The following is an 18487-nucleotide window of genomic DNA, read 5'->3' on the forward strand; positions in this document are numbered from 1 at the left end:
TCCTTCGGAACCACCACGGGCAAGCAGCCATCAGCCACACCCCACCGCTCCGGGCATCCGAGACATCGATCCCGGACATCAACAATCTTATGGAGACAGCCATGACGGCAACCCCCGCGTCCAGCGCAGCCACGCCCCCGGTCGTCGACCGGGAGACCTGGCTGCGCGAGCGCAACGAACTGCTGGTCCGGGAGAAGGCCCATACCCGCGAAGGAGACGCGATCGCAGCCGCTCGTCGTCAGCTGCCGATGACGTTGATGCCGACGGTGACGGTCCAGGGCCCCGGCGGGGACACCCCGCTGGTAGAGGTTTTCGAGGGCCGCCGGATGCTCATCGCCTACTTCCACATGTGGCACGACGGCAAGCCGCACGAGCATCAGTGTGAGGGGTGCACCTTCTCGACCTGTCACATGCAGACGCTGGACTACCTGCATGCCCGGGACGTCACCTACGCCGTGTTCTGCCAGGGCCCCTACGACGAAAGTGCCCCGTTCGCGGAGTTCATGGGCTACCCGTTCCCCTGGTATTCGGCGAAAGACTCCGACCCGGCTCTGGCCGACGGTCGTGACTTCGGGTTCATCGCCTGCTACCTGCGCGACGGCGACCAGGTCTACGAGACCTACTGGACCACCGGGCGGGGCGTGGAGGCGTTGATGACCAGCTACCACGCCCTGGACCTCACCGTGTACGGACGGCAAGAGGACTGGGAGAACTCACCCCAAGGTTGGCCGCGGGTCAGTGGTCACCCGTGGCGGCTCAACGGCCGCCCCACCGCCCAATGGTCACGCCCCGGCGTTACCTCGGCGGTGACGTCCTGACACTCGAGATGATCATGCTCGGGTCGGCCGCGGTGTCGGCCTGCTGCTGCGTCGCGCCGCGGGCGGGCGCGTGCCGCAGGGCCCGGATGCTCGCGGGTGCGATGGTGGCTGTCATGGTCGCGGTGACCCTCGACGCCGCACCGGTTGTGCAGTACGCGGGCGCGCTGCTGCTCCTCGCCTTCGCGGTCGCACTCGTCACCAGCGGTCCGACCGAGCGCGGCCCGGAGGTGGAGTGGCACCGTACGGCCGGGGCCGTGCTCATGGCGCTCGCCGTGCTGATGCATCAACACGGCGGGTCGATGGCCATCCACCACCTGGCCGCCGGGCCCCGGATGGACCACGGCACCGTCACCGGCCATGACGGGGCGCTCGTGTTGCTACGCGCCGCCACGGCGGCTTACCTCTGCTGGATGGCGGCCGCACTCGTCCGGCTGCGCAATCGACCGATCACGGACCTGCTCCGTTGGGAGCACCTGGCCATGGGGGCAAGCCTCGCGGCCATGATCTTCTTCATGAGCTAGCCGAGTAAGCCAGCCGGCAGATCACGTGACGTTGGAGTATCAGGCCGTGCTCACGAGCCTCGCGCTTCGGACCGTCGTGGCGCAGCTCGCGGCCCTGCTTAAGAAAATTAAGATCAACCTCTTGGAAGTTGAGGATTTCTGAGCTAGAACTTCAGGTATGACAGATCAGGCGATGGATTGGCAGGACCTCACCAGCCTGACGCGAGGGCAGCCGTTCGTCGTCGAGCGGGTGCGCCTGGCGAGCAACGGCGTCGCGATCGAGGGCGAGTTCGAGCCGCCGCAACTGGCTCAGCTCAACGTCGAGGATCAGGTCTTCGTCACGGCGTTCGTGCGCTGCCACGGTTCGATCAAGGAGATGGAACGCATCTTCGGGGTGAGCTACCCGACGATCAAGTCACGACTCAACCGGATCACGCAGATGCTCGACTTCGTCGAGACCGACCCGGCGCCCTCGCGGGCCGACATCATCGACCGGCTGCGCCGCGGTGAGATCACCGCACAGCAGGCGTTGGCCGAGCTGGACGGCCGGACGTGATGCCGCAGCTGGTGACCGTCAAGGTCAACCGCCCGGACCGCCGACCCGTCCGCGTCTGGGTTCCGGTGCTCCCCGTGGCGCTCGTGCTCTTCCCGGTCGTGGTCCTGGTCGTACTGGCGGCGATCGTGGCCTGCCTTGTGTTCCGCATCGGTGTGGTGCGGGCACTCGGCGCCGCCTGGCGTGTCATCTGCGCGCTACCCGGCGCCCGCTTCGACATCGAGCAGGGCCGCACGGCCGTGCTCGTGGCTATCCGATAGGAGACGTTCGCATGACCGAACAACGCAAGGACATCCTCGACCTGCTGGCCGCCGGCAAGATCACCGCCGAGGAGGCGGAGCAGCTCATCGCCGCCCTCGAACGCGACCAGGCACCGGCGACGGCGGGTCATGACACCCGCCCGAAGGGCAAGGTGAAGTACCTGCGGGTGCTGGTGGACGCCACCGACAACGGCGAGCCGTCGCGGGTCAACGTGCGGGTGCCACTGCAACTGCTGCGCGCCGGCGTACGGCTGGCGGCTTTGGTCCCGCCGCAGGCCCTGGTCAAGGCCAACGCCTCACTCAGCGACTCGGGTGTGCCGATCGACCTGACGCAGCTCAAGCCCGAGCAGTTGGAGGCGCTCGTGGAGCACCTCGACGAGGTGACCGTGGAGGTGGACTCACCCGATGCCACCGTGCGGGTCTTCTGCGAGTAGGCGCGGCTACGACGTCTCGCGGTGTTCCAGCCCGCCACCTGGACGGGTGTCCTCAGTCAGCCCTTGGCCGGCCTACGACGAGCCCGCCGACGGGGGTTGTCGTCGCCGCCGGCAAGCCTGGTGAAGGTGAGCATGTTCGCCAGCGCCACCACGACGATCGCGACGCCGACCTGGATCGCGAGCACGACCCAGTCCCACCGCAGCACCCACACCCGCATGCTGGCTCCGTCGTCGATGTCGAGCGCCCTGGCGACCACTGTGCCCAGCACCGCCGAGCCGACGCCGATGACGAACGTGGCGAAGAGGCCGATCCGCTGCCTCCCCGGCAGGATGAGTCGGCCGAGCAGGCCGACGAGGGCACCGATGAGCACCGCGCCGAGATAACCAGTCACCAGCATTGCTGTCTCTCCCCTCCAGCAGTGCCGAAGTACATGCCCGGATCTCACGTTCCCGGAAACCCCGCTCCCGGCCGTCGCCGGACGCGGGTGGTTCGCGGTGGCCTCGGGTGGCGGTCGTGGTCGGGCCTGGGTCGGCAGGTCGGGTTACCTGGCGTCATCGCGTGCCTAGATCTGCGTCCGTGCGTGCTCGATCTGCCGCACGATGGCGTGGGCGCCGTGCGCCTGGGCGAGGGCGTCCGCGCGGTCGAGTGTCGCGAGCGCGTCCTCGTGACGGTCCTGGGCGGCGGCGACGTAGGCCAGGCCGACCATGTTGGCGGCCACGCTGCCCAGCGCTCCCTGCTCTCGGCGCAGCCGCGACGACTCCTCCAGCCGCTCGCGTGCCTCGTCCAGCCGACTCGCAGCGTGCGCCGCGATGCCCAGGTGTCGCAGTGCCTCGGCCTGGGTCGTCTTGTCGCCGACCTGTGCCGCCATCTCGCGGGATCTCTCCAGGTGTGGAACCGCGGTCTCGTTGTCACCTCGGATGACCTGATGCAGGCAGCCGATCCAGAACGACGTCTCGGCCTGGCCGCGGACGTCGCCCAACGCCTCGTACAGCTCGATCGCACGCTCGAACAACGGCAGCTCAGCCGGGTCCTCGACGGCAGGCGAGCCGCTACTGGCGCGTGCGATGAGAAACCGCGCGTGCAGGATCCGCCCACGGGCCAGCGCGGTGTCGGCCTCCACCCCGTCCAGGTCCCGATCGGCGTCGGTCAGCGCGCTCGCATCCCCACCCAACACGGCTTGGTCGTAGAGCGTCCTGGTTCGTTCGATGCGATCTTCGGCGTTCATCGCCGCCCCCGTCCTGGCATCACCACCGAGTGCTGGGGCAGCAGTTTAGTGGTGCAGCACGGACCGCGTGGTTCCCAGTGCCCGCCGATCCGTTCTACCAACCGCGCAGGTTCCACTGCTGGGCGGCGGTGCTGTTGCAGGTCCACTGCTTGTTGGCCGTGCCATCGGCGGTGCTGGCGTACGACACGTCGATACACAAGCTGCCGTACGGCTGCACGCTCATGATCAGGCCGTGGGCGTGTCAGCTCGATCCACTACGCTGGGGAGCTGTCACACGTGAACGAAGGACACACATGGCCCGCCCCTACAGTCCCGGACCGAAGCTGTTCGTCTTCACTGCCGGTGCTGGCAACGATCAACACGTCTCGGTGGGCGACCCGCAGGAGGCGTACGTGGCGTTCTCTGCGTTCTTCCGAGGTCGAGAGTCTGACACCTACACCATCAGGGACGAAGCGGCGAGGCAGAGTGTGGTGCTCAGGCCCGGTCGCGGTGCGATCTCCCGGATCAAGGATGCGGACCAACCTCGGTCCGAACATCTCCTGGTCGACAGGGGCAACCGCTACCTTCCGAGCGCGATGCTGTTCTTCGAGAACGGATACGCCGGCCTCGACCACTTCGGCCAGTGGTTTCCCGACCTCTCCGATCTCGACGCGTCACCGGAGACCCGCGGTGCCGCCCGCGCCGCCACGTTCACGACGGAAGCGGCGGCAGTCGAAGAAGTCGCCCGGATCTGGGCAGATTCCGGCATCGTCGACCCGAGCGACAGGTACTACGTCTTCTTCGACTCGCATGATGTCGACGAGGACCGAGCCGAACGAGCCGAACTGCTCCAGTTGATCGGTTTCCTCGGCCTCGAACAGGTCGACGCCCCGGCCGACGCCGCCGGGGGCGAAGTCTGGGTGCGGACGGACCCACGCCTCGACGTCGAATGTGCACGGTGGTCGTGAGCCGTGCGGGACATCGTCTTCACGCGTAGCGGCAGCGGCTGGATCCCGACGGTGATCCGCGAGGACGGCGAACTGAGACTGATGCTCGCCGCCGGGGCCGACGCCAACCACGACCCTCGTACGTTCACGTTCCCGATCGGGGAAGCCCACCTCGCGGTGATCCGGGACGACCTGGCCAGACACCTGCTGCTGTGGAGTGCGGTCCTCCCACTGTGCGACGCCGCCGGCACTCGGGGCCAGCTCGACGAGGACGCTGCCGTCGCGCTCCTGGATCCGGTCCTGCTCTCCCCACCCGCGGACGTCGACGCGCTCTTTCGGCGCATCCGGTGGGACCGGAGCCGACTCGTTGCCCATGGTGCCGACATCGAGCTACTTGGGCGCGGTCAGGTCTGCACGGCGATGCGCACGGCGACGGAGGGGTCGGATGAGAAACGTGCGCAGGAGTATCACGCGCACCGCCGTCGCGCCGAGCGCGGAGTGGTCCTCGGGCCACTCGATGCGGAGATCCTGAGGTACACGGGCCGGTACCTGCATGGCGCGACGGTGCCACGGCGCAGCCCCGACGCCGTCGACCCCGCGCTGCTGCCCCAGGTCATGCGTGTGATCGCCACCGCGGAGCAGGCGTGCGCCGGGATGCGGATCGACCTCGATCCGCGGCGGGGAAACCGGGCCACGGACAAGCGCGACTGGGATCGGATGGCGGCGACGGTTGACGCGGCCGTGCGCCGCGCACACCCCGAACTCGTCGATGACGCGGTCCGTACGGTGAGCTTCCTGATGTGCTCGGAGGCGGCGGACCGCTCCCGGAGCACCCCTGCGGACGATGACGAGGAGGCCGCCGACGTCGGTGCGAGTGCGGGAAAGGCGGCCCTGTCGTTCACCGATGACAAGGGCGGCGAGAAGACGTGGGTACGGGACGGTTCTCGCACCGCCTCCGCCGAGTTCTGGGAGTTCGTCGCCGATCGCTCCGCCGGGGACAACGAAGTGTTCACCATCGAGGACGAGGAACTGGGCGAGGGGATTCAACTGCACTTCTACGCGGACTCCATCGCCCGGATCACGACGGTGCGGCACGGGGCAGCCGGGTCGGATCCGCAGTACCAGGTCGAGTACCGCCTGGTCGACGGGATCGGCGAGTATCGAAGTCTGGTGACCGCCTTCGTGCGTGGCGGCTGTGCCGCACTCGAACAGCACGGTCCCTGGATGTCAGATGTCGCCGAATTCGAGCGCGCGCGTCGTCGGCGCGACGCCCGCTAGTCCCAGAGAGTGCCTCAGGTCGGCCTGCATGCCGGCCAGCCACCGCAGGAAACCCGGCTCTACCAGGGCGGCGAGGCGGGTATAACCAGCCGCGAACGGATGATAGGCATCACCCGCAGCGATTTCCTGGCACCAGACCGGGTCCGCGGAGAGCTCCGTGACATCGACGAATGGCACGCTTCGGGTGGTACAAACCCGCGCCATCGCGGCGGCGAGATCGGCTGCCCGTTTGCTTGCCTGCGGGTCCAGCACCGGCGGCGGCCCCACGACAAGCGTGTGCCACCGTGCGGCGTGGGCGTCGTCGAGCATCGCGGCGAGCAGCGCGAGTGATCGGCCCGGCGGGACACGAACCTGGTCGAGCTGCATGTCCACGTCGTTGGTCCCGAACGCGAACACGACCCCGAAAGCCTGCCCGTCCTTGAGGCGGACACGGGCTTCAGGAAGCCAGCGTTGGGCCACGTCCAGGGATGTGTCCCGGCGAACCCCCATGTTGTAGACGGTCAGATCATGGCCTTGCGCGCGGGCGGCAGCAGCCACGTGCCCCACCCAGCCCACACCGGACGGATCGCCAACCCCCGTCGTGAACGAGTCACCGAAGAAGCACACCCGCAGGTCGCACCGCGATCCCGTCGCGCCGGGCTCCTCCGAATAGGCGGATAACATACCTCCAGCATATCCATTCACTTGAACGCATCACAATGCGTTCAAGTGTCGATCTCCCTGACCTCAGACTGCGGATTCTGCTGGCCGGTGCGGCGCGGTGACGTCTCCAGGTCAGTGAGCATCGCCGCGGCCTGCGCAAGCTGTCCCTGGTGGAACACCGGCATGCCGTGACGGAGCAGTTCCTCTGCGGCTACTCCCCGTCCGGGCACGGTACGGCCGGTGAACGAGCCGTCATAGATCACGCTGCTGCCGTTGTACCGCAGCGCCTGCCCCTGCAAGCATCCGCTGACAAGTACCTTCAGCCCGGGCCGAACCGTAGCACCGCCGATGGCTGCGTTATGCCGTTAATGCGGGCGCAGGCCGTCGAACAGAACGGCGAGGGTCCGGTCGATGACGGGGCCGGAGTAGTCACCGGTTTCGGCCGCCATGCTGGCGCCCCTTAGCAAGGCGAGTATCTCGGGCAGGCCGACGTCGGGGCGTACGGCGCCGACGTGTTGGGCGTCGCGCAGAAGCTCTGCCAACGCTTCACGCATCCGCGTACGCTGGCCCGCCTGCTCTGCTTTGACGTCGATCCCCGCGCTGCGCAACGCGTCCGTCAGGGTCTTCTTGCCCGCCGCGTCCGCGACGACCTGCGCGAAGAATCGGAAGAACCCGGTCTGTGGCTCCGCGGCGGCGCGCAACCGGGCGGCCTCGTCGAGCAGCAGGTCCACACGCGCCGAGACGATCGCCGCGTAGAGGGCTTCCTTGGTCGCGAAGTGCCGGTACAGGGTGCCGACACCCACTCCGGCTCGGCGTGCGATCTCGTCCATGCGGGCGGTCGGTCCCTGCTCGTCGAGCACGATCTCGGCCGCTTCGAGCACCTTCGCGCGGTTGCGCGCCGCATCCGAGCGGATCATGCCGGCCTCCTCCGATCGAATACCGTTGACAATCGGAATCCAGATTCCGTATGTTGAAGCGGAATGCTAATTCCGATTGTACGAGGGGTGGCATGCGGTACGCGACACTGGGCCGATCCGGCCTCCACGTCTCCCGGGCATGCCTGGGCACGATGAACTTCGGCACCGATCCGCAGGCACCGACGCCGGCCACCGAGGCCCGCCGCGTCATCGGCGAGTTCCTCGACGCCGGCCACAACTTCATCGACACCGCGGACACCTACCGGGGTGGCACCAGCGAAGAGGTCGTCGGCCGAGCCATCGCCCACCGCCGCTCCGAGGTCGTCCTCGCCACCAAGGGGGCGGCACCGCAAGGCGCCGGACCCAACAACCGGGGCCTGTCCCGCGCCCACCTGACTCGCGCCCTGGAGGCGAGCCTGCGCCGACTGGGCACCGACTACGTCGACCTGTACCAGTGCCACGTGCCCGACCCGGACACCCCGATCGACGAAACCATGGCAGCGCTCGACGGCTTCGTACGCTCCGGCAAGGTCCGCTACGTCGGCTGCTCCAACTTCACCGCCGCCGGAATCGTCAGCGCCCAATGGGCAGCGCAACGCCTGGGCGGCACACCCTTCATCAGCCTGCAAGCCAACTATTCGCTGATCGCGCGCGCGATCGAGGCCGAGATCGTGCCCACCTGCCAGCAACACGGGCTCGGCATCCTCGCCTACAGCCCGCTCGGCAGCGGTCTGCTCGCCGGTCGATACCAGCGCGGCACCGCGCCGGCCGCCGGATCCCGACTCGCCGAGTGGGCGGCCATGCCCAGCCCGATGGCACGCGCATTCGTGACCGGCCTCCTCGCCGAGCGGCATTTCGACATCGTCGACGAGGTCACCACCGTCGCCGCCGAACTGGCAACGACCACGCCAACCGTGGCGCTCGCCTGGCTCGGCAGCCGCCCCGAGATCAGCTCGGTGGTCCTCGGCCCTCGCTCCGCCGATCAACTGAACGCCAACCTGGCCGGCCTCGCATTCGAACTGCCGGAAAGCGTGTCCGCCCGGCTGGATGCGGCGAGCCGGTGCACCATCAGCCCTCCGGTCAACGGCCAGCACAACGCCGCCTGATCCAGCGACGAGCCGCTCCCTCGTCGTCCGCGTCCACAAGCGCGAGACCTTGTCCCCAGCGTGGCCCCCGACCGCTGGGTGGATAAATCGCGGCCCTCCAGCATGACGGCCGAATGATCGAGTCTGAACGTTCTTGAACGCCTCGGTCCGTTTCATGGCATCTCTTGATCCGGATCGTATAAATATGATTCGATGCGATCAGACGATGGCGTGCCACCTCTGGACACCGCAGGCCGGCGAGCCCGAGGCGTCGCCTGCCACCACCACCCTGACCGGTTGACTGGAGATCTCATGACCAGCCCTCGATCCGCTCCGCCTCGGCAGACTCCGGGAGTAGCCCGCCCGCGCCGTGCCCGCGTCAGACCCACCGCGCTGAGCATGCTGTCGATCGCAGCGCTTGCCCTGGCGTACGTGGTAGCCATGCCGGCCGCATCCACCCCAGTGGGCCTGACCATGGAAGTAGCCGCCACCTACGTCAAACTGGGCAACCGGACCACCGGCAAGTTCATCGACGGCATGGGCCGGACCACCAACGGCGCCGCAGTCGGCCAGTACTCCTCGTCGTCCAGCGACAACCAGCAGTGGACGATCGATGCCGTCGGCGACTACGTCCGGATCAGGAATCGGGCCACCGGCCTGTACCTGGACGGGATGGGCCGCACGACGGGCGGATCCATCTGCGGCCAGTGGAGTGACACCGGCAGCACCAACCAGCAGTGGACCCGGGAGGACTCCGGCGGCTACGCCAAGTTCAGGAACCGGGCCAACGGGCTGTACCTGGATGGCGGGGGCAGCACGTCCGACGGCGCCAACCTCGTCCAGTACGCGAACAGCGGCAGCACCAACCAGCAGTGGATCGTCACTGACGTGTCGACTCCGGGATCGGGCACGATCACGGTGGACGGCAACAACATCCGCGCCGGCAACGTCAACGGCCTGACGTTCAAGGGCTTCGGCGCGCTCAGCGCCAACAGCACCAGCGAGTTGCTGATGGATTACAAGGCCCAGAGCCCGACCGCGTACGCGCAGCTGCTGCGGGTCCTCTTCGGTGGGGAGAGTCCGGTCTTCACCAACGTGAAGATCGAGATGGGCAACGACCGCAACAACTCCACCGGACCGGACCCCTCGACAATGCGTTGGGAGTCCGAGACGCCCAACGTCAAGCGTGCGCAGGGCTTCCAACTCGCGGCCGACGCGAAGAAGGTCAATCCCAACGTCAAGGTGTCCCTGCTGCGCTGGAACTCCCCCGGCTGGGCGAACAGCAACGACAAGGTCTACACCTGGTTCAAGAAGACCATCCTGAGCGCGTACCGGACCTACGGGTTCATGGTCGACTACGTCAACCCGGGTCTCAACGAGCGCGGGGCGGACCTGAACTGGACCAAGACCTATGCCAACCGGGTCAGGACCGACAGTGCCGACTTCGCCAACTCGACAGAGCAATCCCGGTACAACCAGCTCAAGGTCGTCATCTCCGACGAGGTCGGTGTCGGGTCGTTCGGCGGCAGCATGATCAGCGACGCCGGCCTGCGCGACGTGGTGGCGGCGGCCGGCTACCACTACAGCCCCGACGACGACGGCGCCGGCAACTTCAAGCGCCTGGCGATGGACTACGACAAGGAGATCTGGAACAGCGAAGCACAGGCGACCTTCGGCAACTCCGCCTTGCGCCCCAACAACAACATGCGGTCCCCGTCGGTGGTCGGAACCGGCATCGGCGGCACCAACAGCGCCCTGGAGATGGGAAACACCATCATCAAGGGATTCGTCAACTCGCGCCGGACCAACTTCATCTACCAACCGGCCATCGGGTCCTTCTACGAAGGTGGGCAGTACTCCTACAAGGAGGTCGTCAGCGCCCGTGATCCCTGGTCGGGCTGGCTGCACTACGACGCCGCCATCGACGTGCTGCGGCACTTCAGCTGGTTCGCCAAGACCGGCTGGGAGAACTCCAGCAACACGGCCGGTATCTGGCGCGCCGTCCCCGAATCCAGCTACACCGGAGCGACCGGGACGAACCCGGTGGTCGGACGCAACGGCACGCCCAGCTATCTCACGCTCGCCGCGCCCGACCGGCGCAACTTCTCCACGGTCTTCATGAACGACAGCGAGTACACCCAGTCGTACCGCCTCCAGCCGGTGAACATGGCCTACTCCGGCACTCCGGCCCTACAGCTGTGGGAAACCCGCGCGGCCGACCCCGGCCAGGCGTTCAACGCCAACTACCTGAAGCACCTCGGCAGCGTCCCGGCCGGTGACGGCGGGGTGTACACCGTGACGGTCCGGCCGAACTCGGTCGTCACCGTGACGACGCTGGCCAACCACACCAAGCCCGAGTACCTGGAACCCCTGCCGGTGGAGGGCCAGCGCACCGTGCTGGACACCGACATCTCCGGCGACGTGCAGAGCACCAGCGACAACATCCTCTACGCCGACGGCTTCGACTACACCGGCAAGACGGTCCCGGTGATCGGCAGTGGCGGCACCATCACGGGCACCGAGGACTTCATCACCTCGCGTGGCGGCGCCAAGAGCGTCATCCCGCGCTACGCCAGCGACCGCAACGGCGCCTTCGAGGCATACCAGCCGGACGGATCGACCAATTACGTGCTGCGCCAGCAGCTGGACAGCCCGAGCCAGGGCCTGGGCGGTGCGTGGAACGGGGGGGACGCGGTCACCAGGATCGGTGACAGCCGGTGGCTCAACTACAAGGCCAGCGTCGACGTCTCCTTCGAGAACAGCAGCACCCAGAACGGCGCCAACCACGCCCGGCTGGGCATCCGCGAGCAGCACGGGGACAACGGTGCGCCGTACTCGGTGCGGTTCACCTTCGACGGGGGCTGGCAGTTGCTGGTCAACAACACTGCGGTCGCCAGCGGCAACGTGGTCAGCGGCGCCGGCGGCGTGCGGATCAGTGGGTTCAACACCGCTCCCAACGCGTGGCACAACATCGCGCTGAAAGGCGTCGGAAGCACGGTGACCGCCTACCTCGACGGCGTCACACTGGCCACCTACACCGACCCGAATCCCAAGCTGTCCGGCCGGATCACGCTGGGCAGCGGCTACTACTTCACCCGGTTCGACAACCTCAAGGTGGAGACGGTCGACGGAAGCCCGCCGTACTACTCCGAGGTGCTGGACAACCTGGAGATGTCCGACCTGGCCAACCCGCCCGCCCGGAAGCTGGTGTACGGCGGGTCCTGGGCGCACGAAAACGGTAAGGGTATGTACAACGTTCAGCGGAGCCTGTCGACCAGCCAGGGCAGCGGCTCGACGCTCACCTACACGTTCGCCGGCACCGGACTGGACATCATCGGGCCGAACAACGGCTCGGCCGTCCTGCAGGTCACGGTGGACGGCACGGTGGTCAACTCCGCAGCGAGCACGCTCGCCTCTCCCGAGTTCTCTCAGACGTACGCCCTGCGCAACCTCGGCGCCGGCACGCACACCGTGCAGGTCATGGTGCGCAGCGGCAGTCTCGTCGTGGATGCCGTCGGGGTCGTCCGGCCGTGATGCCGGTCGCGCCGGACGACCAATAGGACCCGCATCGTCCCGTCCCCGTCCCCGTCCCCCAACAGAAAGGACGACGCAATGCGACCTGCCATGTTCAGCCGCCCCCTGTCGCGAATGGCCAGGCTCGTGGCCACCAGTGCGGTGATGGCGACCACGGCTGCCGCAGCGGCAATCGCCATCACCGCTACCGCCGGCCCAGCAGCTGCCGCCACCAGCCAGTTCCGAGGCATGAACTGGGCTCAACTGGGTGACAACTTCAGCACCAGCCCGCTCGTCGTGCAGGGTCTGAGCCAATCCGACAGCTACGCGACGGTGCAGGCCAAGGCCAACGCCCTCTACGACGACATGGCCTCCACCATGGGGATCAACACCGTCCGGCTGCCCATCAACACTCAGACGGTGGCCAACACCACCTGGTGGAACGCCTACCGGGGCGCCATTGACGCCGCCACCGCCCGTGGAATGAAGGTCATCCTCGCCTTCTGGACGGACCACAACTCCGGCGCTAGGATCGCGAACCTCGCCGCGTGGAACACGATGTGGTCCAGCGTGACCAGCGCCTACGGCTCGAACACCAACGTGTACTTCGAGCCAATGAACGAGCCGGGCGGTTACAGCTCGGCACAGTGGCGCGACATCGCAGCCACCTGGCTCAGCACCCACTACTCCGCCGTGCCCAGCCGGGTGCTCATCGGCGGCACTGGCGCAAGCCAGGACCTGCGCGACGTCTGCAACGACAGCCGCTTCAACGGCACGCTGCTGTCGTTCCACCACTACGCCTTCTTCTACGGCGCGATGACCTACGACGCCTGGCGAAGTCACATGCAGACCCGTCTGGGCAACTGTGCCTCCCGGGCGGTCGCGACCGAGTTCGGCGGGCCCATGGACAACGGCCTCAACTACGCCGACGCGAACAGCACCGACAACTTCGTGCGCCACATCCGTGCCATGGCTCAGGTCATGCGGGACAACCAGATGGGCGGCACCTACTGGCCCGCCCTCGGCGGCAAGAACTCCGGCTCCGGCCACGACTGGTACTCGATGTTCGCCCTCAGTGGCAGCGGCACCAATCTCAACCTGACCATCCGCAACACTTCTGGCGCCGACCGGATCCGCTATGCCTATGGCGACAACATCGGCGGCGGCTCCACGACGCCCCCGCCCTCGGGGACCCACTACCGGATCAACAACGTCAACAGCGGCAAGGCGATGGACGTGATCGGGCAGTCCACGGCCGACAGCGCTGAGATCAAGCAATGGAGCTACCTGGGCGGCAGCAACCAGAAATGGCGTTTCGAGGACGCCGGTAGCGGCTACTTCCGCATCGTCAACCAGAACAGCGGCAAGTGCCTCGACGTCGCCTCCGCCTCCACCGCAGACGGCGCGAACATCGTCCAGTGGACGTGCGGCAGCGGCCAGAACCAGCAGTGGCAATGGCAGTCCCAGGGCAGCAACTTCCGGCTCGTGGCCCGGCACAGCGGCAAGTGCCTGGACGTGTACCAGTCGGGAACCGCAGACGGCGCGGACATCCAGCAGTGGACCTGCGGAAGCGCCAACAACCAGCGCTGGACAAGAACCGCGGTCTGACCGGGGCTCAGCAAGGCGGGGTGGCAGACCGTGCGGCACGGTCTGCCACCCCCGTCTGTTGGCAACCGTGACCGCACACGCGTGGGAAGGCGAGCCCGGTGGGCCGCTGGTCGAGGCAGCCGACCAGTTCGACCGCGCCTGCCACGACCCACGCGGCCGGCTGCGTCCAGCGGGTTGTCGCCCTGCCGGTCGACCACGACGTCTAGACGGTCCACGTGGTCAATGGACTCCGCGGCACCCAAGTCGCTGCTGTCCGCAGACCAACCAGTCGACAGACAGTCGTACCCAGGTGCAGGACCCGCGGTCGCCCAGGCGGCCTGTTCCATCGTGCATGGGTTAACCGGCGGTGAGCGGCACCGCCGGCGCGCCCTGCTTCACGCACAGCGGCACACCCGGGTAGTGAGCGGTGACCGTGGCGGCGTCGCGTTGCGGGTCACCGACGCCGACGCTGACGCACTTCCCGATCGTCGGCCCCACCTCGTACACGGCCACACCCCGCTGCCGCCAGTAATCCATGTCGGCAGCGATCTGCTCGACCCACCGGTCGAGTGCCCGAGCGGAATGCTGAGCGTCGACGAAACGCACCGTGACGTGCAGACCGAGCTGACGCACCGCCTCGTCGAACCCGGCAGAAGGTATGCGGTGCACCAGCAGCACACCAGCGGGAACATCGAGGCTCACGTCCGCGTACAGGTCGGGCCAGCGCTCGCCGACGCCATCCACGGCTTCGGCGGCGTCGCTAAGCGCATCCTGGGCAGGCCAGTACGACTGCTCAGCGTGCGGCACGCTCGGCACGGCGGACGCCGACGGTGAGGCGCAGGCCGCAGGCAGGGCCAGCAGCGCCAGGGTGAGCAACGCGGGAACACGGCGAGGCATCGTCGACCTCCTTCGGCGGCACCCACCGCCAGACGGACACTACGGATAAACGAACCACCAGAGGATGAGACGCACACCAGCCCCAGACGGTTCCCCACCCGCCCCGCGAGGTCTGGCCCTCCGGCCGGACTAGCCAGCGGCCATGGGCCCAACTGCGCGGGTGCGCCGGCCGAACAGCTGCGCTGAGGACAGCCGGCCGTGGCAGCAACGGATCGTGACCGCCAGACGCGCGGCGCGACGAGACCGGCGTCCGGGTACGGGCTCAGGCGATCAGTGTGCCGCCGTCGACGGTCACCACCGTGCCGGTGGCGTAGGTCGCCCGCAACAGGTAGACGAACGCCTCCGCGACCTCCTCCGGCTCGCCCACCCGACCGAGCGGAAGTGACTCGCTGAGCTGGGCGTACATCTGCTCTCGGGTGTCCTCCGGCAGCGAGTCCCAGAGTGGCGAGCGGATGACGCCGGCGGAGACGGCGTTGACCCGGAGCGGGGCGAGTTCGACGGCGAGGGCGCGGACCAGCGCGTCGATGGCCCCGGTGATGCTGGCGGCCACCGACCATCCGGTGCTCGGCCGGTGGTTGGCGGTGCCGGTGGTGAGGGTGATCGAGCCGCCGGATCGCAGGTACGGGAGTGCCGCGTTGACCGCCGACAGGGAGCCGAAGTAGCGCAGGTCGAAGGCGCTGCGAGCGGCGGCGAGGTCGAGGGCGTCGACGGACATCAGCGCGAGCGGCTCGCCGGCGGTGTAGACGAGGTGGTCCAACGGGCCGAGACCCTGGAACAGTCGGGCCACGTCGGCGGGGTCGGTGAGGTTGGCGACGTACCCGTGGGCGGTGCCCGGCAGGGTGGCCAGGGCGCGGTCCACGCTGCGCTGGTTGCTGGAGGCGACCACCACCTGGGCGCCCTCGCGGGCGGCGCGGGTGGCGGTGGCGAGCCCGATCCCCGAGGTTCCGCCGAGTACGACGACGCGCTGGTCGGTGAGGGTCATGATGGTGTCCTTCCGGGTTCGTGGTGGAGACGGCTACCACCATGCGTCGCCTCCGAACCCCACGTCCAAGACCTCTTTCACCTGCTGTGATACCTGACGGGTATCGTGGATCGGACCGGGATCACGAGCCGGACGGGGGGACCGATGGATGTCGATCTGCGCAAGCTCCGCTACTTCGTGGCGGTTGCCGAGGAGTTGCACTTCGGGCGGGCCGCCGCGCGGCTGCACATCGCCCAGCCGGTCCTGTCGCGCCAGATCCGGGCCTTCGAGCACGAACTCCGCGCGGAGCTCTTCGTCCGGGACCGCCGGTCCACCGTGCTGACCGAGGCCGGCCGTCAACTGTTGGCCGACGCCCGTCCGCTGCTCGCTTCGGCCGAGGCTCTGCGCCGGCGGGTGCAACAGGTGGCGCACGGCAGGGCGACGTTCACCATCGCGTTCATGCCGGGCATCATCGTCACCGCCGAGGCACGCGCCATCGCGCAGCGGCATCCCGACCTGACCGTCGATGTCGTGCGCACCTCCTGGGACGACCAGGCCGAAGTTGTTCGTGCGGGGCGCGCCGACGTCAGCTACGTACGGCTCCCGGTCGACCAACGCGGCCTGCGCCTCCGCCCACTGTTCCGCGAACCCCGCGTCGTCGTCCTGCCCAGAGATCACCGCCTGGCCGGCAAGGAGTCCGTCGACCTCGCCGAGTTGGTCGAGGAACGGCTGCTCCAGGACCCGGACGCGGTGCCGGAGTGGCGGGACCTGCCGAACCGCCCGACGGACCCCGATCCCCGCCCAAGGCCCGAGTTGAACTCCGTCGAGGAGAAGTTGGAGCACGTCGCCGCGTACTCCGGGATGGCGATCCTCCCCCTGTCAACGGCGACGTTCTACACCAGGCCCGACGTCGTGCACGTGCCCGTCGCCGACCTCGGTCACAACCAGGTGTGCCTGGCCTGGGCCGAGGACAACCGGTCGCCCCTGGTCGGCGAGTTCGTCGACATCGCCGAGGCCGCGACCCGGCGGGATGTCGGCTAGCTTGCCGGCCGTGGTCGGGATCCGCTGGTTGCGGGGACGGCGACGACGTAACCAAGGTGGTCCCTGCCGCAGCCAGGTCCGAACCTTCGAGTCCTGTCCGTATGCCCCGTCCTCCGTGACCCAGCTCGCCGGAGGCCCGCGATAGTGGCGAGTTGGCTTCCTCGCGGCGGACGGGCTCGTCGCACCAGCCGCGGGGTAGATACAACTCTCGGTCGATCAGCGTGCGCCCGGCCGGGCTGGCATGGGCCAGGAACACTCCGAGCTGGCAGTTCTCCGTCCGCCCGGCCCTGCCCGAGTACCGCCGCTGCACCCCGGCGGACTTGATTCCCTTTTCAGTAAGCCGGTCTCGTCGACGTCCTGGACGAGGCGGTGACGCGTGGCGTTCGCTGTGAGTCGAAACGACGGGCTGACGCCGACTCGTCACGGGTCCAGTTGGACTGGGTGCGGTCACCGGGTGAGGCCGACAAGCGTCGCCAGTCGCGCCACGCCAGCCGGCGCCGGCTGCGCGCGGGCGACATCAGCGATCACCGTACGCGCCAGCGGCCGGCACCGAACCTCGGCCGGCGCGACACTGTCCGCGTCCACAAGCGCCCGTGCCGCGCCGCGCAGGTCACCCACCTGGAGGTACGCCCGCGCGACGTCCATCAGGTACGCGCCCCGATACTCGGCCGGCAACCGCCGCCACGCCTCCCGCCGCACCACGGCCGAGTGCCGCCGGAGCGCCTCCTCGGCGTCACCCCGCTGCGCCGCCAGCACCACCCGAGCCAGCTCGACGACAACCGGCCCGAAGCCGGTGCGGTGCTGATCGTCGTACCCCCGAAGGTGTGCGGCGACCCCCGCGGCCCGGTCGGTCAGCTCGGCGGCGCGGCGGTGCTCGCCGCAGCCGGCGGCGGCCAGCGCGGCCTGCACCAGCAGCGTCCCACCCAAAGCCCACTCCCCCGCCGACCACCCCCGACCCTCGCCCCCGTGATCAAGAGGTTTGCGGGCGGTTTGATCTCCAACAGTCCCGCAAACCTCTTGATCACCAAGGCCGGGCAGGGATGGGAGGATGCGGTTTGCGGCCGTTAGGGACGCTGTTAGGGCCAGGTGGTCGCGGTTGGACGCGCGGAGCGCCTGGGCTACCGCGATGGTCGCCGTTGCCGCCAGGATCTGGTTGTCTTCGGCGGCGGCCATCGCCCGGTCGGCCGCCAGCCAGGCCAGGTCGGCCTCGTCGAGCTTGACCAGCAGCGACGAGGTGATCCGGTACGCCGGCACCAGCACCTCCGTCGACCGCACGCCCTGGACGGCGTCCAGCAGACCCGGCAGCACCCGCACCAACTGCCCGTAGTGCGCGTGCTGGTAGGACAACCAGGCGTACCCGATCTGCCTTCGCAGCTCCTCCGGCGCCTGCGCCGGGGACTGCGGGATGTCGTAGCGGGCGAGCGCGGCCCGGATGTCGTCCACCCCGTCCGGCGTGCCCGCCGGAGTGCTCGGCTGCTGGCCGAGCAGCACCTCCGGATCGACCCGCAGGACGTGGGCCAGTTCCTGGATCACCGAGTACCGATCCAGGGCGCGCACGCCCCGCTCAACCTTGTCCACCCAGCTCTTCGACCTGCGCAGCCGGTCGGCAAGCATCTGCTGCGTCATCGACCGCCGCACCCGCCAGCGGGCAACCCGGCGGCCGATCGGGAGGTCATCGTTGGTCACGCCGCCACCGCCGGTCCGGGACCGCGCGGGTCGTGTCGTCCACGGGTACGCGGTCCGCCTCGGCCTGGGCCAGGAGGCGCTGTTTGGCAGCCTCCCGCTCGGCCGCCTCACCCGTGTTGTCCGGAACGTTGTCGTCCTGCCCGCTCATCCCCGCCTCCTCCGT

The 18487-nt window shown here is 68.4% G+C and carries 21 protein-coding genes and 1 pseudogene; 11 read left to right on the forward strand and 11 right to left on the reverse strand.

The window, feature by feature from the left end; genetic code table 11:
* Positions 1 to 101 precede the first annotated feature (101 nt).
* The 5 genes from AB0O48_RS29255 to AB0O48_RS29275 all read left to right on the forward strand — a co-directional run bounded on the left by AB0O48_RS29255 (position 102) and on the right by AB0O48_RS29275 (position 2565).
* A complete protein-coding gene (locus AB0O48_RS29255; protein WP_357238992.1) occupies positions 102 to 818 on the forward strand; it encodes a DUF899 family protein in 717 nt (238 codons plus the stop codon).
* Positions 819 to 931: 113 nt separating this feature from the next.
* Positions 932 to 1339 (forward strand): hypothetical protein, encoded by a 408-nt coding sequence (locus tag AB0O48_RS29260; protein WP_357238997.1) that lies wholly within the window; start codon positions 932 to 934, stop codon positions 1337 to 1339.
* 157 nt (positions 1340 to 1496) lie between these two features.
* A complete protein-coding gene (locus AB0O48_RS29265; protein WP_357239000.1) occupies positions 1497 to 1874 on the forward strand; it encodes a DUF2089 domain-containing protein in 378 nt (125 codons plus the stop codon).
* Entirely contained in the window at positions 1874 to 2131 is a 258-nt protein-coding gene (locus AB0O48_RS29270) for a hypothetical protein (RefSeq protein WP_357239003.1), read from the forward strand. Before AB0O48_RS29265 ends, AB0O48_RS29270 begins: the two co-directional genes overlap by 1 nt.
* A gap of 11 nt (positions 2132 to 2142) precedes the next feature.
* Positions 2143 to 2565, forward strand: a complete 423-nt coding sequence (locus AB0O48_RS29275; RefSeq protein ID WP_357239006.1) for a hypothetical protein — start codon at positions 2143 to 2145, stop codon at positions 2563 to 2565.
* Between the two features lie 56 nt (positions 2566 to 2621).
* Here AB0O48_RS29275 and AB0O48_RS29280 read toward each other — a convergent pair whose 3' ends face one another.
* The 3 genes from AB0O48_RS29280 to AB0O48_RS29290 form a co-directional block, all read right to left on the reverse strand.
* Positions 2622 to 2963: a GlsB/YeaQ/YmgE family stress response membrane protein gene (locus AB0O48_RS29280; RefSeq protein ID WP_357239009.1), complete on the reverse strand. Its 342-nt coding sequence runs from the start codon at positions 2961 to 2963 to the stop codon at positions 2622 to 2624.
* Between the two features lie 165 nt (positions 2964 to 3128).
* Positions 3129 to 3791 (reverse strand): tetratricopeptide repeat protein, encoded by a 663-nt coding sequence (locus tag AB0O48_RS29285; protein WP_365069279.1) that lies wholly within the window; start codon positions 3789 to 3791, stop codon positions 3129 to 3131.
* 94 nt (positions 3792 to 3885) lie between these two features.
* Positions 3886 to 4014, reverse strand: coding sequence for an RICIN domain-containing protein (locus tag AB0O48_RS29290; RefSeq protein WP_357239015.1), 129 nt, complete (start codon positions 4012 to 4014; stop codon positions 3886 to 3888).
* 352 nt (positions 4015 to 4366) lie between these two features.
* Here AB0O48_RS29290 and AB0O48_RS29295 point away from each other — a divergent pair, with 352 nt between their 5' ends.
* The gene (locus AB0O48_RS29295) at positions 4367 to 4738 is read left to right on the forward strand and encodes a hypothetical protein (protein ID WP_365069280.1); all 372 of its coding nucleotides are present in this window, start codon (positions 4367 to 4369) and stop codon (positions 4736 to 4738) included.
* Between the two features lie 3 nt (positions 4739 to 4741).
* Complete coding sequence (locus AB0O48_RS29300; RefSeq protein WP_365069281.1) at positions 4742 to 5995, forward strand: DUF6357 family protein; 1254 nt, start codon at positions 4742 to 4744, stop codon at positions 5993 to 5995.
* Here AB0O48_RS29300 and AB0O48_RS29305 read toward each other — a convergent pair.
* From AB0O48_RS29305 to AB0O48_RS29315, 3 genes are all read right to left on the reverse strand, one after another.
* The gene (locus tag AB0O48_RS29305) at positions 5945 to 6658 is read right to left on the reverse strand and encodes a GDSL-type esterase/lipase family protein (protein WP_357239024.1); all 714 of its coding nucleotides are present in this window, start codon (positions 6656 to 6658) and stop codon (positions 5945 to 5947) included. The two genes, AB0O48_RS29300 and AB0O48_RS29305, sit on opposite strands and share 51 nt — an antisense overlap.
* A 41-nt stretch (positions 6659 to 6699) precedes the next feature.
* Positions 6700 to 6900 carry a hypothetical protein gene (locus AB0O48_RS29310; RefSeq protein WP_357239027.1) on the reverse strand — a complete coding sequence of 67 codons (201 nt, stop codon included), beginning with the start codon at positions 6898 to 6900 and terminating at the stop codon, positions 6700 to 6702.
* 102 nt (positions 6901 to 7002) lie between these two features.
* Positions 7003 to 7554 (reverse strand): helix-turn-helix domain-containing protein, encoded by a 552-nt coding sequence (locus AB0O48_RS29315; protein ID WP_357239030.1) that lies wholly within the window; start codon positions 7552 to 7554, stop codon positions 7003 to 7005.
* Positions 7555 to 7646: 92 nt separating this feature from the next.
* On the opposite strand from AB0O48_RS29315, the gene AB0O48_RS29320 reads away from it, so the two are divergent.
* The 3 genes from AB0O48_RS29320 (at position 7647) to AB0O48_RS29330 (ending at position 13760) form a co-directional block, all read left to right on the forward strand.
* Entirely contained in the window at positions 7647 to 8660 is a 1014-nt protein-coding gene (locus AB0O48_RS29320) for an aldo/keto reductase (protein WP_365069282.1), read from the forward strand.
* Between the two features lie 378 nt (positions 8661 to 9038).
* Positions 9039 to 12173, forward strand: a complete 3135-nt coding sequence (locus AB0O48_RS29325; protein ID WP_365069283.1) for an RICIN domain-containing protein — start codon at positions 9039 to 9041, stop codon at positions 12171 to 12173.
* Positions 12174 to 12287: 114 nt separating this feature from the next.
* Complete coding sequence (locus tag AB0O48_RS29330) at positions 12288 to 13760, forward strand: RICIN domain-containing protein (RefSeq protein ID WP_365069284.1); 1473 nt, start codon at positions 12288 to 12290, stop codon at positions 13758 to 13760.
* Positions 13761 to 14096: 336 nt separating this feature from the next.
* On the opposite strand, the gene AB0O48_RS29335 is transcribed toward AB0O48_RS29330, so the two are convergent.
* On the reverse strand, positions 14097 to 14636 hold the full coding sequence (locus AB0O48_RS29335; RefSeq protein WP_365069285.1) for a hypothetical protein: 540 nt from the start codon (positions 14634 to 14636) through the stop codon (positions 14097 to 14099).
* Positions 14637 to 14898: 262 nt separating this feature from the next.
* Complete coding sequence (locus AB0O48_RS29340; RefSeq protein ID WP_365069286.1) at positions 14899 to 15618, reverse strand: SDR family oxidoreductase; 720 nt, start codon at positions 15616 to 15618, stop codon at positions 14899 to 14901.
* 144 nt (positions 15619 to 15762) lie between these two features.
* Between AB0O48_RS29340 and AB0O48_RS29345 the strand changes: the two genes are divergently transcribed.
* On the forward strand, positions 15763 to 16638 hold the full coding sequence (locus AB0O48_RS29345; RefSeq protein ID WP_365069287.1) for a LysR substrate-binding domain-containing protein: 876 nt from the start codon (positions 15763 to 15765) through the stop codon (positions 16636 to 16638).
* A 154-nt stretch (positions 16639 to 16792) separates the two neighbouring features.
* Here AB0O48_RS29345 and AB0O48_RS29350 read toward each other — a convergent pair.
* The 3 genes and pseudogenes from AB0O48_RS29350 to AB0O48_RS29360 all read right to left on the reverse strand — a co-directional run.
* Positions 16793 to 16972: pseudogene (locus AB0O48_RS29350) on the reverse strand (transposase); the annotation flags it as partial.
* Between the two features lie 113 nt (positions 16973 to 17085).
* A complete protein-coding gene (locus tag AB0O48_RS29355) occupies positions 17086 to 18324 on the reverse strand; it encodes a helix-turn-helix domain-containing protein (protein ID WP_365069288.1) in 1239 nt (412 codons plus the stop codon).
* Entirely contained in the window at positions 18311 to 18472 is a 162-nt protein-coding gene (locus tag AB0O48_RS29360) for a hypothetical protein (protein ID WP_357374751.1), read from the reverse strand. The genes AB0O48_RS29355 and AB0O48_RS29360 overlap by 14 nt, the downstream gene beginning before the upstream one ends.
* Positions 18473 to 18487 lie beyond the last annotated feature (15 nt).

The organism is Micromonospora sp. NPDC085948, from assembly GCF_040686315.1.
GTDB lineage: Bacteria > Actinomycetota > Actinomycetes > Mycobacteriales > Micromonosporaceae > Micromonospora.

Excerpts from the sequence above, each read along its gene's own strand:
- AB0O48_RS29260 (WP_357238997.1), top strand. The coding sequence starts at position 932 with ATGGTCGCGGTGACCCTCGACGCCGCACCGGTTGTGCAGTACGCGGGC.
- AB0O48_RS29360 (WP_357374751.1), bottom strand. The coding sequence starts at position 18,472 with ATGAGCGGGCAGGACGACAACGTTCCGGACAACACGGGTGAGGCGGCC.
- AB0O48_RS29290 (WP_357239015.1), bottom strand. The coding sequence starts at position 4,014 with ATGAGCGTGCAGCCGTACGGCAGCTTGTGTATCGACGTGTCGTACGCC.
- AB0O48_RS29340 (WP_365069286.1), bottom strand. The coding sequence starts at position 15,618 with ATGACCCTCACCGACCAGCGCGTCGTCGTACTCGGCGGAACCTCGGGG.
- AB0O48_RS29285 (WP_365069279.1), bottom strand. The coding sequence starts at position 3,791 with ATGAACGCCGAAGATCGCATCGAACGAACCAGGACGCTCTACGACCAA.
- AB0O48_RS29295 (WP_365069280.1), top strand. The coding sequence starts at position 4,367 with ATGCTGTTCTTCGAGAACGGATACGCCGGCCTCGACCACTTCGGCCAG.
- AB0O48_RS29265 (WP_357239000.1), top strand. The coding sequence starts at position 1,497 with ATGACAGATCAGGCGATGGATTGGCAGGACCTCACCAGCCTGACGCGA.
- AB0O48_RS29320 (WP_365069282.1), top strand. The coding sequence starts at position 7,647 with ATGCGGTACGCGACACTGGGCCGATCCGGCCTCCACGTCTCCCGGGCA.
- AB0O48_RS29255 (WP_357238992.1), top strand. The coding sequence starts at position 102 with ATGACGGCAACCCCCGCGTCCAGCGCAGCCACGCCCCCGGTCGTCGAC.
- AB0O48_RS29335 (WP_365069285.1), bottom strand. The coding sequence starts at position 14,636 with ATGCCTCGCCGTGTTCCCGCGTTGCTCACCCTGGCGCTGCTGGCCCTG.
- AB0O48_RS29305 (WP_357239024.1), bottom strand. The coding sequence starts at position 6,658 with ATGTTATCCGCCTATTCGGAGGAGCCCGGCGCGACGGGATCGCGGTGC.
- AB0O48_RS29315 (WP_357239030.1), bottom strand. The coding sequence starts at position 7,554 with ATGATCCGCTCGGATGCGGCGCGCAACCGCGCGAAGGTGCTCGAAGCG.
- AB0O48_RS29345 (WP_365069287.1), top strand. The coding sequence starts at position 15,763 with ATGGATGTCGATCTGCGCAAGCTCCGCTACTTCGTGGCGGTTGCCGAG.
- AB0O48_RS29330 (WP_365069284.1), top strand. The coding sequence starts at position 12,288 with ATGGCCAGGCTCGTGGCCACCAGTGCGGTGATGGCGACCACGGCTGCC.
- AB0O48_RS29325 (WP_365069283.1), top strand. The coding sequence starts at position 9,039 with ATGCTGTCGATCGCAGCGCTTGCCCTGGCGTACGTGGTAGCCATGCCG.
- AB0O48_RS29280 (WP_357239009.1), bottom strand. The coding sequence starts at position 2,963 with ATGCTGGTGACTGGTTATCTCGGCGCGGTGCTCATCGGTGCCCTCGTC.
- AB0O48_RS29270 (WP_357239003.1), top strand. The coding sequence starts at position 1,874 with ATGCCGCAGCTGGTGACCGTCAAGGTCAACCGCCCGGACCGCCGACCC.
- AB0O48_RS29275 (WP_357239006.1), top strand. The coding sequence starts at position 2,143 with ATGACCGAACAACGCAAGGACATCCTCGACCTGCTGGCCGCCGGCAAG.